Genomic DNA, 12,916 nt, shown 5'->3' with positions numbered 1-12,916 from the left:
AGGTATAAAATGAATGACATTTGGGTATATTTAATATAACATTTTTATATTTATGAGGTGAATGTATGTTTTTATTAGGAGATATTCAGTTTTTTGAAATTCCAAACTTCTTATTAATATCTATCGTAGGGATGTTAATTGTATCATTATTATTAGGCTTAGTGATGGGTAGATTTTTAATCACACCTGTAATCACATTTATCGTTTTAGCCATTTCAGCGTTTGTATTACCAAACTTCTTTGATATTAAGTACAACGCTTTGTTAGGCTATGCAATTTTCTTAGCCATCATTGCATTAATTTTAGACATCGTTTATTTCTTTGTAACTAAAGAACGTCGTCAAAAGAAAAAAATGCAAAGAAAAGCGGTTAAAGATCAAGAACGTTTTGATAATGAAATCAATCGTGGCGAAGCACGTGCTACAAAAATTGATGAATAATGATGAATTTAATATAAATTTATAATAAGACACTTCGGTGTCTTATTTTTTATGCGTTTGTAACAAAAATATTGTATTAAATTTACAAAATTTATTTATAATTTACAAAAAAACGCTATGCTATTTTTAAATCAATCATTTGGAGGCAAATCATGAATTCATTTAAAAAAGTCATAACTGGTATTTCTGTGTTATCAATAAGCGCCTTATTATCTATGAATAGTGTTGAAGCGGTTTCAGTGAAAGCTTATGGTCCAATTAGTCATTTAAAAATCAGTCAAAAAGCGCGTTATGATGCACAAGCAGAATATGGAGAAAGTGCAACTGAAATTGTAAGTGTAGATTATAAATTGCAACGTGCATATTCTATCAATGGTGCTTTAAATGCGATTGATATTTTAGATTTAAAAGGTTTAAAACATGATAAATTACCGTTAATTAAACGTGTTTTATTAAAAGATTTAGGCATTAAAGGTTCTGATATAACAAGTGTCGCAGTAAATACGAAACATCATTATATTGCTGTAAGTATTCCAGCTGAAAACAAAACAGATAAAGGAACCATTGCATTTTTAACGCCTGATGGCAAATTACTATCTAAAGTAAAAGTAGGCAGTTTACCAGATATGGTGACGTTTACTTCTGATTACAAAACACTACTTTCAGCTAATGAAGGTGAACCTAATGATGCATATACCGTTAATCCTGAAGGTTCTGTATCTATTATTAAAGTAAACCCTTACGGAAAAGTAAAGCAATCTCACGTTAAAACGGTTCGATTTGATAAAAAATTAATCCATAAAGATGTGCGTAATTTAGGTAGAAATGCACTTGAAAGCTTTAACAATTTAGAGCCTGAGTATATTACGATTGATGCTAAAAATCGCTATGCATATGTTTCTATTCAAGAACGCAATGCAATTGCAAAATTAGATATTGCCAAGGGTAAATTCGTTAAAGTAAAAGGGCTTGGCTATAAATCTTATCAAACTTCAAAAATAGATGTTTCTGATAAAGATGGTAAAGCAAATATGCAAAACTACCCATTGTTTGGTATGTATCAACCAGATGGTGTTGCAAAAGTTGAATTTAAAGGCAAAACATATATTTTAACTGCAAATGAAGGGGATTCACAAGATTATAAAGGATTTAGTGAAGAAACACGTGTACAAGATATTAAAGATCACTTTAATCCATCGAGTCGCTATTTAAAAGGATTTGACCTTGGTTTATTTGATGATAAGAAGTCAATGGGTCGCTTAAAAACAAGTACTTTTAGCCCATTTACAACAAATGGTAAATATGATGTGCCAGTTACTTTTGGTGGTAGAAGTTTTTCAGTGTTAGATGGTGATTCATTAAAGCGTGTATATGATTCAAAAGATGATTTCGAGTCTATTGTATTAACTGCAGATAAAGATGCGTTTAATTCAGACCAAGAAACTCGCGGTAAAATTGAATTTGATTCAAGAAGTGATGATAAAGGTGTTGAGCCTGAATCAGTTACCGTTGGTAAAGTCAATAAACATACATATGCATTTATCGGTTTAGAACGTGCAAATGGTATTATGGTTTATAATATTGATAATCCAACAAAACCAAAATTTGAAACTTATTTTAAATCAAATGACAATGGTGATATTTCACCAGAAGGTATTACTTTTATAAGTAAAAAAGATTCACCAACAAAACAAGCAATGTTATTAGTTAGTCATGAAATGTCTGGTACAATTGCAGCTTATGAATTAAAGTAATTGAAATAGAGATCTACAATAAAGTAGGTCTCTATCTTTCCTAACCACAACTTCCGATAATATATATTATGTAAACTAAAATATTAAAAATAAGCACATATCTAAATCTATAGATATGTGCTTATTAATTATTTCTTTTAATATGATTAGTTTAATTTTTATCTTTTAATCGTTTGCTTTGCTTTTTGTAATGCTTTATAAGCTAAATACTTTGGTTTATTAATTGGTTTAATAAAGTCTCCAATCAATTCTTCAATTTGTGCATTAAATCCACGTTTAAATCGATAAACACCATAATCTTCACCAGATTCACTAAAATCTCCAGATACACCGTAAAAATTATAGCGATCATAACCATGTTCAAAACAATAATTAATCATATACCAATGCATTGCATATGGGCCCATAAATTGATTGTATTTTGAACTTGAACCGCCAGCATAATAATTGATCTCAAAATGGTTCTCAAAGAACATGCCGGCTGCTAAATTTAGAATTGGACCATCTGTTTTGCGTAATTCACTCATATCTAATAATTCTTTTTGTTTACGGTGAATATCAGCGTCTAAGGTTTCGATTTTCTTTAATTGCTTATCTGATTTCTCTGGTTTTGACATCATTTGATCACGTTGTTTTTCATCGTTTGCAATTTCATCAGCCAACTTGCTGATATATTCATCTAAATCGATATATGCTAACGGTAATATGACTTTGTCATCATAAAAGTCATTAAAGCCTTCAAAATAAGCATCTTCACGGATAATAAAACTTTCACCTGAACGGTTTCCTGTTTCTTTATATAAATCCATAAATAGGTTTAATTCCGATTTATCTAACAATCTGACTTTTACTCCATATTTTTGTGCCTTTTTAATATTGCGCTTACGTTGTGAGTCAAATTGTTTCATAATGCTTGCTGGTGTTTCATTTTCTAAGTATAAAACGCTCATCCATCTGACTTGTGACACACTACTAAAACCAACTGAAAAGCCTTGATGTTCATAACCTAATGCTTCAAGTTGCTCAATAATCGCATCATTTGTGCCATATGCTTCATTGTATTGAACATCCTTGTCATATTTTTTGTAAATCACATATGGATCAATCTTTGTATACAATGCTTGATGCGTCTTTAAGTATTGATCTAATGACTTAAAGTAAAAATCAACCAATGCTTTATTCGAATAATCCATTACTGGACCACGATTTGAATAATAAAAATAACTGCCAAAAGTCGGTACTTTAGAAAATAGACTGGCTGCAATGACTTTACCTTCTTCTTTTACACCTAATAGAACAACATAATATCCATCGTTTTCTCTATTTTTAATATTCTCTTGTAATTGAAAGTAATGACTCATTTCTTGTGTTTGCCAAACAAAGTCCGTAAACTCATGTTTTGTCAACTCAGTAAATTGCATGTAACCCCTACTTTTCTATTTTTTTATTTTCTTAGCTGCTTCATATAATTTATATATCGGCTTATTTATTGGCAATACAAAGTCACCAATGTATTCAATCACATCTGCATTGAAACCTTTTTTAAACTTAATCACACCTGCATCTTCTGCTGTTTCTGAAAAATCTCCACTAATACCATAGAAGTTGTAGCGATCGATACCGTGTTCTAAAGCATAGTTGATCATTTTCCATTGAATTGCGTAACTACCAGCAAAGTGTCTAAATTCATTTGAAGAACCACCTGCTAAATAAACCACTTCGTACGGATTAATTAAGAAGAATGATGCTGCTATTGGCAAAGTATCACCATGTGCTTGATGTAATTGTTTCGCTTCCTCAAGCTTTTCTTCAATAGATACCAATTGTTTTTTAGCATCTTGTAATTTATTTTGCCACTTTTTATTGTCTGGTTTTTTCTCAATTTCTTGTTTGGCTTTTTCAATGTCATTAGACACTGATTGATGTTCAGACTCTAATTCTGGAATATATGTTGTGAAATCTATATACGCTAATGGTACAAGTACACGGTCTTTAAAGTATTTTAAGCGGTCAGAATAAAATTTATCATCGCGATCTAAAAATTCTTTTTTGCCACTTGTATCTCTCATAAATTGTCGGAATAAATGAAGTTCATCTTCTTTTAAGAAGCGGACTTTCACACCATTTTTCAAGACTTTCTTAATATTTCGTTTACGTAATGAATCCATATCTTTAAGGACTTGTTTGTCATCTTTATCCTTTAAATTCAATACAGAATGCCATCGAATTTGATGCACTGGATCAAATCCTTTAGTAAATCCTTGATGTGTAAATCCAAGTGATTTGAATGTCTCAAATAATGTTTTTGTTGCGTATGTTTCTTCTAACTCACCATCATGATTCCATCTTTGATATGGTACATATGGGTCAATTCGTAAAAATAAAGCTTGATTGCCTTTTAAATAGGTCTTTAATTGCTCAAAGAAAAATTGTATTAATGCTGTGTTTTCATAATCCATAATCGGTCCACGATTAGAATAGAAATACTTGAATTTCTTTAATACAGGCACTGCAGTAAATAAACCTGCTGCAATCACTTCACCTTGTGCATCTTTAACACCTACTAAGTGTGTTTCAGTGCCTTCAGATACCTTTAAATCATAATTTACGGCCATTTGTGTAAAGTGACTGTATTCACTCTTATCTGCAAATGCTCCAAATTCTTCTTGAGTTAAATTCGTAAATTTCATTTTTATCTCCTTAATTCTTCATACTTTGTATGACTTATGCTTATCAATTATTGCATATTCATACTATTTTGTCTTGCGTTTTGAATAGTTGTACATTTAGCTTCAAATAGCAATGTACATGACTTTCTCTCTAATTTATGTTAAAATTCGATTAAATCGTCGAATTTTTAAATATTCGACGAATCAATCGAATATTTTTAAATTCGTTTAATTTATCGAATTTTCTATTTACACATTCATATATCAACTTAGGAGGTCCAATATGTTAGCAATTATGGTCATGGATGTTTCCAATAGCACTAAATACGAGAATGGTAAAGACATTCGTCTTTTCTTAGAACAACTCACAACCTATACAGAAAAATCAACACAGCACTTATCATTCAGCTATACAGATTTTAGAATGGGTGATGAATTGTTTTTTGTATGTAACGATGTGAATGCGACCTTACTTCTTTCTTATTATATCAAATTATTGTGGCCGTTCAAAAATCAACCCGTCAAATTCGGTATAGCAATCGGTGATATCGATTGGCCAACAGGTAATATCGAGCATTGGAATGATCCACTTATTAAACATGCGAGAAATGCACTAACTGCAGTAAAACATTCGGATATCAGCCATTTTCATATGCATTTCGAAAGTGATGTGACACCTTTGTTTAATGACATCGTATTTCCTTATATTACTGAAATTACTGAAGCACATACAGAGGTTCAACAATCATTACTATTATATGACCTTGTTTATCCAAATCAAAAAGTCGTTGCTGAAAAAATTAACAAAACGACTTCTACAGTTTCAGCCCAATTAAAACGTGCTCATAAAAGACAGCTGAAATTAATAGAACAGCAATTAAAGCTATTTTTAAAACACGATGAAGCGTCTGATGACCTCGAAGTTTTCGATAAACAGTTTAAGGCAGCAATAAAGGAGTGGTTGTTATGATTTGGGTATTCGTACTCACATTTTTCTTATATTTAGCTTCTGGCCCACTTATCAAATGGATATTGACTTTAATGAGCGAAACAAAATTTAAATCAACAGACCATATCGGGATGTTAATCGGTTATATCGAGAGGCTACTTATTTTAATATTCTTTGTACTAAAAGAATACACCGCAATTGGCCTTGTCATTGCGAGTAAATCTATATTAAGATTCAATGACTTAAAAGATGATACACCGAATTTAAATCCGGATAAAGTAGATAAAAAGAGTGAGTATATCTTGCTCGGGACGATGCTCAGTCTATTATTTGGTGTATTATTAGGATTATTGCTACATTTAGGATTACCTGCTGATACAAAAAAATAGATATCCGGATAAATCCGGATATCTATTTTTTAATGATTATAGTACTTTAACAAATGCTTCAGCAACTGCTGTACTTGATTGTGGATTTTGACCTGTAACAAATTTACCGTCAGTAACAACATGTTCAGTAAATGCTTTACCAACTACGAAACCAGCACCTTGACGTTCTAGTTCCGTTTGTAACATAAATGGCACTTGGTCATCCAATTTCATTTGAATTTCTTCTTCATTCGTAAAGGCTGTTAATTTCACGCCATTAACGACATAACTACCATCGTTTAATTTCGCTTCAACAAAAGCACTTGGACCGTGACAAACAGCACCAATCACACGATTATCTTGTTTATAGAATGCTAAAATATTTTGCAAATCTTTATCTCCTGGTAAGTCAAATACTGTACCATGACCACCTGGAATAAAGATACCATCATAATTTTCAAATACAACGTCTTTTAATTTTGTTGTTTGTTCTAACTTTTTAACAACATCATGAAATGTTTTTGTTTCATTATTTGCAACAGAATTCGGATCAAGTGGCGTTGCACCACCTTTAGGTGAAGCAAAATCAACCTCAATACCATTTCTTTCAAATACTTTGTAAGGTTCTGCTGCCTCTGCTAACCAAAGTCCAGTTGGTGTTCCATCTTTGAAGCTTGCTGTACTTGTGACAACGATTAATACTTTTTTGCTCATAAATTCACACGTCCTTTCATTTGTATTGATATTCATCATAACAAAGAAAAACACATCCGTAAAAATATTTGCATTATTCAATCAATTTAATTAATCGATGACTGGACTTAATACATATGCGTAAATTAACTTCTCAGTATTTTCTAATGAAGACTCGTGCGTACGCTCCATTGCATGACTAGATTCAATACCCGCACCAAATAAACCATGCTTAACATCATATCCTGCGTGCATTGCAGCACTCGCATCACTACCGTAATAAGGATAAATATCAACCTTATAATCAATACCTTCTTCTTTACATAACTGTACTAAATGCTGCCTCAACGCGTAATGATATGGTCCACTAGAGTCTTTCGCACAAATAGATACAGTGTATTCATCACTTGATTGACCATCACCCAATGCACCCATATCTACAGCAATATATTCAACAACTTGTTCTGGAATATTAGAATTACCACCATAACCAATCTCCTCGTTATTAGAGAAATAGAAATGTGTGGTATGTGGTAATTCAATAGATTCTGCTTTAATATGACGTAACAATTGAATTAACATTGCAGCACTTGCTTTATCATCTAAATGACGTGATTTAATAAATCCAGACGGAGTGATCTCACATCTCGGTGCAAAACTTACAAAATCTCCAACAGAAATACCTAATTTTTGAACATCTTCTTCTGTCTTTACGACCTCATCAATTCGAACTTCTATATGCTTATCGTCACGCTTAATCTCCCCTGCACCGCGATAAACATGGACACTCGTTTCATGCATACAAATCGTACCAGTGAATACTTTATTGTCAGAATGAATCTCACAATACTCCCCTTCAACACTGTTCCAATTGAAACCACCAACCATTGATAAACGCAATCTACCATAAGGTAAAATCTCTTTCACCATTGCACCTAATGTATCAACGTGTGCTGTTAAATACTTATGACGCGTATCATCTTGACCTTTAACCGTTACAAGTAAACCACCTTTATTCGTAATGACACAGTCATACCCTTCCTCAGCCAATGTTTGCTTCACATACTCAATCGCTTGAAAAGCAAAACCAGATGGCCCTGGAATTTCTACTAAACGCTTAATCTCTTCCATCGTTGCTTTAACATTTGGATACATATTTATTCCCCTTTTCTTATTTACTGATAATTCAATATTATCGAATAATGATATGGAGTACAATGCTTGATATATATATTTATCTTTATTTTAAACTTTTGATAATTACCTCGACTTATTTTGATATTCGTGATCACTTCATTCTTTCTAATCGTCTAAAGACAAAAACACCCACATAATGAAATGTGAATGTTTGACTTAAACTGTATAAATTTAAATTTGTGATTTTAATAAATATTTCACTTATAAGTTTTCCCTTTTTTCTTTGTAGACTAGTTTCGATGCTTTCTAAATCTAATTTAGCTTGCTTAATAGTGTAATGCATACTCTTTTTCTTTCATACGTTTTAATTGTTCTTTTTTCCCATCAATACGTTTAGCATCATAGTTTCTTCGCCCAATAACAAAATTTTCATCCACTTCTGTCATGGCTAACATAACTTTTTCTCTTTTATCTAGTGCATTGTTAGAAAGTGTACTATATTTAACTATTTTCATATACATCACCCTTTCTGTATACTATGTATAAACATTGTACATTCAATATAGTAAAATGTAAACTTAACATAATTAATACAGCACTTCTCAGAATAAAACATTTTATTATCGAACTACGCACTTAAACAGTGATTATTTACAATACATTTCGTTGTGTCTTAATTCACCTATTTCAACTAAGCTTTATGCCCTGCTATTAAACCATTTCTTTTCATTGCAGTGCCTTGATCTGTGTAGGAAACAGCACGCAATACACTATTTTTACCGAAGCGGCGCTTAAGTTGATCAATTGTCTTCTCTAAAGCTTCTTCTTTAGAACGTTGAAATTCATCTACAAACAACGTCAATTGTCGATCTTCTTCTGAAATTAAATTAGTCAATGAAATATTGACAGTTCTATACATGCGATCTTTCTCACATAATTGCTGCATAAATCCCCAAACCACTTGAAAAATATCACGTGTTAAATTCGTTCCTTCTGAAAGTGTATAGCTTTTGTTAACTTTACCGTTATCACTATAACCAATTGAAAATGAAATCGTACGTGCTAATGCATTACTTGCACGCAATCGAAAAGTCACCTCTTCAACATGTTCTAAAACAACGGTCTTTAATTCCTCAAAATAATAATCTCTCATCAAAATTTGACTCTTATTAATAGAAGACTTATAAGGACGATGCTTTTCTCTAATTAAGCTAGAGTCAATACCATTCGCATGTAAATGCAAATCTACACCGATTACACCAAAATCACGTTTCAAATAATGATGTGGATAATTTGCAAGCTGACCAATCGTAAAAATCCCCTTTTGATTTAACTTCTTCTCAGTGCGCTTATTAATCCCCCAAAACTGACTTAAAGGTTCAATGTGCCACATCTTTTCTGGCACATCTTCATAACGCCACTCCGCAATCCCATCTGGCATCTTCTTTGCTTCAATATCCAATGCAACCTTACTAATCAGTACGTTTGGTCCAATACCTACTGCACAATGAACATGTGTTTTCTCATAAATTTCATCTTTAATCTTCTTTGCAAAATCATAAACCGTTGGACTAAACAAATGATAACTGTCCGTTACATCCATAAAAAATTCATCAATACTATATTGATGATAGTCTTCTGGTGCAATATATTGAAGCGCAACATCTGAAATTTGACCTGCAACTTCTAAGTATTTACGCATTGACGGATTAATAATATAAATATCCGAACGATGAGGAATTTCAAACAACCTAGAACCCGTTTTAATTCCCATTGCTTTCAGTGGTGGTGTTGCAGCAAGCACAACAGAACCTTGACGCTTCGTATCTGCTACAACTGCAAGTTTCGTCGTCAAAGGATCTAATCCCTTTTGAATACAAGAAACACTCGCAAAAAAACTCTTTTGGTCTATACATAAAATATGACGATTAGCACACAAACTATAATCATACATATGAATCACCATCCTTTAATCATCATGCTGTCTTTTTATATATTTATTATAACAGAACACTTGTTCGCATACAATAAAAATAAGAACGTATGTTCTGCTTTGTAAAAAAATAAAAAGCAGTCCATTGACTGCTTATACTAAAACTGATTCTATGATCATTTAAAACATTTGTACTGAATATTTCTTGGTTTTACGGCTAATTTGGAATGCAACTCCATATTGGCCGAAACATATGCGGAAAACTTATAATTTAAATAATGACTTTTTAAACAAGCAATTCAGATTATAAAAAATGCTCCTCTAAATCAATCATCCATATCGCATGATGATTTCCAATATCCCAGTGATCTTTATAAAAATACGTTGGTTCTCCAAATTTGCGCGTCCATGTTTGAATCGATTTGTTATAGCCACAATCAAAGCAATACTGACGAATACCTTGCTCTTTTAAATGCTGTATCATCTTCTTAATTAATGTACTACCAATCCCTTGATTTTGATAATCGGGATGAACATACAGCGAGCCCATTTCTTTAATACCGTCAACACTATCTCCTAAAAGTGATTTAATAATAGCATTCGGTTGGTAAAACCCAATAATCCCAACCAATGCATCACCATCTTTAGCGACCATAAAGTAATCTTCATGATATTCAAAATAAACTTTCACGTAGGACATCTTCTTATTAATCTCAACCTGCAAATCTTCATCATCTGTAATCCCATTATTACTAAAAGTATGCGTCAACGTCATTGTAAAAAAATCATGTAATTTACTTTCATCATTTATAGATAACATTTCATAATTAATCATTTAAACCTCCAAGAAGTCGTAATAGTCATTTGTTTTAAATAAGTTTACAATAACAACTACTATATTTTTTGTTCATTACTCACACAAATTGCTTTCGACAAATTATTAAATCCTAGATTCATATTAACAGCATGTTCCTTCACATCACTGAAAAAGTAAAGATATTCAGAATTAATATTAGAACAATCAGACAAAACTGCATTGATCAGTGATTCAGTAACTATATTATTTAAATCATTATTAGTTTCTAATATAAAGATTTCAGATAAACTGCTACCAAGCTTATAACCTATAAATCCCAATAAACGATTGTTACTATAAAAACCAAAAAAAGACCAATCATTTAAACGTTGCTTCAATTCATTAATAGATAAATAAGAAGATATATTTGTCTCATTATAATATTCAGCAATTAAATCAAAATTATGATAATCAATTTTAATAATTTCATCTGAAAAACGAATATTTTGATAGAGTTTCAAATCAAAAATATCAACAAATTGCTCATCAATACAACTAAACCCATGACTCAAACAAAAGTTTAATAATTTCTGATTTTGATGAGGTATATAAAAATTAAATAAGTGATTAGGAGATGAATCAAAAAGAAACTGAAACAAATCATTAAGAACTGTGAAATCCGTGTTATCAAAGAATAAGGTACACAAACCGATTTGATTATCATTAATGAAATAGTGAAACCATCCAATCAAATCCGAGTTATCATTAAGCAAAACAATAATTGATTCATTATCCCTATCGAATGATTCTAACACCCACCTGTTAAAATCCCTTTTTGTTTTAATCCCATCACAAAACAAAGGAAACGCAGAAAAACTTATATTTTGAGATAATTCATATGCTTTTTCAATATAAAGATTATAATTACCTGAATTAATTTGAAGTAACATAAATGTCTCCTAAAAAGTTATATAGAAAATTATACCATATAAAAAAACTGAATTATTTTAAAATTTCTAATATACTAGAATAAAAAGAGAAAGGAAAATGTCCATGAAGAAAGCACTAGTTATCTTATATCCTGGGTTCTCCCTATATGAAATTACATGTTTAACATCATATTTGACCATTAGTTTAAATAATGAAGATGCTTGGGAAATTGATACGGTTTCAAACAATCTAGAACCCGTCATTAGCGAAGATTATTTTTCAGTCAATCCAAATAAAGTATTTGATGAAATTAATATAAATAATTACCAACTTATCATACTTCCAGGCATTATTGATTATACAAAGGTAATAGATGATGCAAATCTAATAAACTTTATAAAAAGATTAAATACAACACCAAGACCTCTTATAGCATCAATTTCTTCATCACCTATCTTACTCGCTAAAAGTGGCATTTTAAATGGTGTGAAATTTACAGCTGGATTATATGAAGAAACGTTGGAGGAATATTCCTCTTTATCAAAAGATCAATTAACAAGAACCCCAGTATATTACGATAAATCACATCAAATCATAACAGCCATTGGCTTTGCATATAGGGAATTTGCAATAGAAGTACTAAAGGCATTAAATTATGATGTCCAAGATACACTATTTACAGGTACATTAATCAAAAAATATACAAAAGAAGATTTAACTTATAGAATGAATTAATTATTAATAATTGTGAGGTGATAAAATGGCAATCATTATTATAGGCGGTTCTGGTATGCTTTATCATTTCTCCGAGTGGATGACAGAAGCAAGTAATGAAACAGTATTATTATGTAGTCGAAATAATGATAAGTATAATCCGTTATTACAACAAAAAAATGCAAAGTTTACCAATTTTGATTACACTGCAGCTTGTGAATATGAAAAGTTAATGGAAGTCATTAAAGACGAACCTGTAACGATGATTGTTGCATGGATTCATAGTCCTTATTATGATAGTTTCAATTCATTCATCAAAAAACCAGAATTTAAAAATACAAAAGTATATCTCGTCCAAGGAACAACCAGTAGAACATATCAATTTGATACAGATATAACGTTAATCAAACTCGGTAGACATGAAAGTGAAAATAGATGGCTTACGCATCAAGAGATAAGTGAAGTGGTGATTAAAGCTGTAAAAAATAAATAAAAACACGGTTCATTTTGAAAATTACTCAATATGAACCGTG

General features: G+C 31.2%; 14 protein-coding genes. 6 read left to right on the top strand and 8 right to left on the bottom strand.

Features of this window, described 5'->3' with window-relative positions; genetic code table 11:
• Positions 1 to 65 precede the first annotated feature (65 nt).
• On the top strand, positions 66 to 440 hold the full coding sequence (locus ER639_RS02465; RefSeq protein ID WP_129064167.1) for a hypothetical protein: 375 nt from the start codon (positions 66 to 68) through the stop codon (positions 438 to 440).
• Between the two features lie 152 nt (positions 441 to 592).
• The gene (locus ER639_RS02460; RefSeq protein WP_129064166.1) at positions 593 to 2,194 is read left to right on the top strand and encodes a choice-of-anchor I family protein; all 1,602 of its coding nucleotides are present in this window, start codon (positions 593 to 595) and stop codon (positions 2,192 to 2,194) included.
• Positions 2,195 to 2,352: 158 nt separating this feature from the next.
• Here ER639_RS02460 and ER639_RS02455 read toward each other — a convergent pair whose 3' ends face one another.
• Positions 2,353 to 3,615: an aminoacyltransferase gene (locus ER639_RS02455; protein ID WP_129064165.1), complete on the bottom strand. Its 1,263-nt coding sequence runs from the start codon at positions 3,613 to 3,615 to the stop codon at positions 2,353 to 2,355.
• A 15-nt stretch (positions 3,616 to 3,630) separates the two neighbouring features.
• Positions 3,631 to 4,884 carry an aminoacyltransferase gene (locus ER639_RS02450; RefSeq protein WP_129064164.1) on the bottom strand — a complete coding sequence of 418 codons (1,254 nt, stop codon included), beginning with the start codon at positions 4,882 to 4,884 and terminating at the stop codon, positions 3,631 to 3,633.
• Positions 4,885 to 5,146: 262 nt separating this feature from the next.
• Here ER639_RS02450 and ER639_RS02445 point away from each other — a divergent pair, with 262 nt between their 5' ends.
• Both ER639_RS02445 and ER639_RS02440 read left to right on the top strand, forming a co-directional pair.
• Positions 5,147 to 5,833 carry a hypothetical protein gene (locus ER639_RS02445; RefSeq protein WP_129064163.1) on the top strand — a complete coding sequence of 229 codons (687 nt, stop codon included), beginning with the start codon at positions 5,147 to 5,149 and terminating at the stop codon, positions 5,831 to 5,833.
• Complete coding sequence (locus ER639_RS02440) at positions 5,830 to 6,201, top strand: hypothetical protein (RefSeq protein ID WP_129064162.1); 372 nt, start codon at positions 5,830 to 5,832, stop codon at positions 6,199 to 6,201. The genes ER639_RS02445 and ER639_RS02440 overlap by 4 nt, the downstream gene beginning before the upstream one ends.
• A 36-nt stretch (positions 6,202 to 6,237) precedes the next feature.
• On the opposite strand, the gene ER639_RS02435 is transcribed toward ER639_RS02440, so the two are convergent.
• The 6 genes from ER639_RS02435 to ER639_RS02410 all read right to left on the bottom strand — a co-directional run bounded on the left by ER639_RS02435 (position 6,238) and on the right by ER639_RS02410 (position 11,689).
• Positions 6,238 to 6,894: a type 1 glutamine amidotransferase domain-containing protein gene (locus tag ER639_RS02435; RefSeq protein WP_129064161.1), complete on the bottom strand. Its 657-nt coding sequence runs from the start codon at positions 6,892 to 6,894 to the stop codon at positions 6,238 to 6,240.
• A gap of 90 nt (positions 6,895 to 6,984) precedes the next feature.
• On the bottom strand, positions 6,985 to 8,028 hold the full coding sequence (locus ER639_RS02430) for a M42 family metallopeptidase (RefSeq protein WP_129064160.1): 1,044 nt from the start codon (positions 8,026 to 8,028) through the stop codon (positions 6,985 to 6,987).
• A gap of 308 nt (positions 8,029 to 8,336) precedes the next feature.
• Positions 8,337 to 8,525: a hypothetical protein gene (locus ER639_RS02425; protein ID WP_129064159.1), complete on the bottom strand. Its 189-nt coding sequence runs from the start codon at positions 8,523 to 8,525 to the stop codon at positions 8,337 to 8,339.
• A 176-nt stretch (positions 8,526 to 8,701) separates the two neighbouring features.
• A complete protein-coding gene (locus ER639_RS02420; RefSeq protein ID WP_129064158.1) occupies positions 8,702 to 9,964 on the bottom strand; it encodes a Y-family DNA polymerase in 1,263 nt (420 codons plus the stop codon).
• A gap of 283 nt (positions 9,965 to 10,247) precedes the next feature.
• The gene (locus ER639_RS02415) at positions 10,248 to 10,778 is read right to left on the bottom strand and encodes a GNAT family N-acetyltransferase (RefSeq protein ID WP_129064157.1); all 531 of its coding nucleotides are present in this window, start codon (positions 10,776 to 10,778) and stop codon (positions 10,248 to 10,250) included.
• A gap of 59 nt (positions 10,779 to 10,837) precedes the next feature.
• The gene (locus tag ER639_RS02410) at positions 10,838 to 11,689 is read right to left on the bottom strand and encodes a hypothetical protein (RefSeq protein ID WP_129064156.1); all 852 of its coding nucleotides are present in this window, start codon (positions 11,687 to 11,689) and stop codon (positions 10,838 to 10,840) included.
• 103 nt (positions 11,690 to 11,792) lie between these two features.
• On the opposite strand from ER639_RS02410, the gene ER639_RS02405 reads away from it, so the two are divergent.
• Both ER639_RS02405 and ER639_RS02400 read left to right on the top strand, forming a co-directional pair.
• The gene (locus ER639_RS02405; RefSeq protein ID WP_164993333.1) at positions 11,793 to 12,404 is read left to right on the top strand and encodes a DJ-1/PfpI family protein; all 612 of its coding nucleotides are present in this window, start codon (positions 11,793 to 11,795) and stop codon (positions 12,402 to 12,404) included.
• Positions 12,405 to 12,429: 25 nt separating this feature from the next.
• On the top strand, positions 12,430 to 12,876 hold the full coding sequence (locus tag ER639_RS02400; protein WP_129064154.1) for a Rossmann-fold NAD(P)-binding domain-containing protein: 447 nt from the start codon (positions 12,430 to 12,432) through the stop codon (positions 12,874 to 12,876).
• Positions 12,877 to 12,916: the final 40 nt, after the last annotated feature.

Source organism: Macrococcus sp. DPC7161 (genome assembly GCF_004117835.1).
GTDB lineage: Bacteria > Bacillota > Bacilli > Staphylococcales > Staphylococcaceae > SDSC01.
This window is presented reverse-complemented; position numbering and strand designations above follow the sequence as displayed.

What these genes read in the sequence shown, in the direction of transcription:
- ER639_RS02450 (WP_129064164.1), bottom strand. Translation starts at nt 4,884, where the DNA reads ATGAAATTTACGAATTTAACTCAAGAAGAATTTGGAGCATTTGCAGAT.
- ER639_RS02430 (WP_129064160.1), bottom strand. Translation starts at nt 8,028, where the DNA reads ATGTATCCAAATGTTAAAGCAACGATGGAAGAGATTAAGCGTTTAGTA.
- ER639_RS02405 (WP_164993333.1), top strand. Translation starts at nt 11,793, where the DNA reads ATGAAGAAAGCACTAGTTATCTTATATCCTGGGTTCTCCCTATATGAA.
- ER639_RS02460 (WP_129064166.1), top strand. Translation starts at nt 593, where the DNA reads ATGAATTCATTTAAAAAAGTCATAACTGGTATTTCTGTGTTATCAATA.
- ER639_RS02415 (WP_129064157.1), bottom strand. Translation starts at nt 10,778, where the DNA reads ATGATTAATTATGAAATGTTATCTATAAATGATGAAAGTAAATTACAT.
- ER639_RS02435 (WP_129064161.1), bottom strand. Translation starts at nt 6,894, where the DNA reads ATGAGCAAAAAAGTATTAATCGTTGTCACAAGTACAGCAAGCTTCAAA.
- ER639_RS02400 (WP_129064154.1), top strand. Translation starts at nt 12,430, where the DNA reads ATGGCAATCATTATTATAGGCGGTTCTGGTATGCTTTATCATTTCTCC.
- ER639_RS02465 (WP_129064167.1), top strand. Translation starts at nt 66, where the DNA reads ATGTTTTTATTAGGAGATATTCAGTTTTTTGAAATTCCAAACTTCTTA.
- ER639_RS02445 (WP_129064163.1), top strand. Translation starts at nt 5,147, where the DNA reads ATGTTAGCAATTATGGTCATGGATGTTTCCAATAGCACTAAATACGAG.
- ER639_RS02410 (WP_129064156.1), bottom strand. Translation starts at nt 11,689, where the DNA reads ATGTTACTTCAAATTAATTCAGGTAATTATAATCTTTATATTGAAAAA.
- ER639_RS02440 (WP_129064162.1), top strand. Translation starts at nt 5,830, where the DNA reads ATGATTTGGGTATTCGTACTCACATTTTTCTTATATTTAGCTTCTGGC.
- ER639_RS02425 (WP_129064159.1), bottom strand. Translation starts at nt 8,525, where the DNA reads ATGAAAATAGTTAAATATAGTACACTTTCTAACAATGCACTAGATAAA.
- ER639_RS02420 (WP_129064158.1), bottom strand. Translation starts at nt 9,964, where the DNA reads ATGTATGATTATAGTTTGTGTGCTAATCGTCATATTTTATGTATAGAC.
- ER639_RS02455 (WP_129064165.1), bottom strand. Translation starts at nt 3,615, where the DNA reads ATGCAATTTACTGAGTTGACAAAACATGAGTTTACGGACTTTGTTTGG.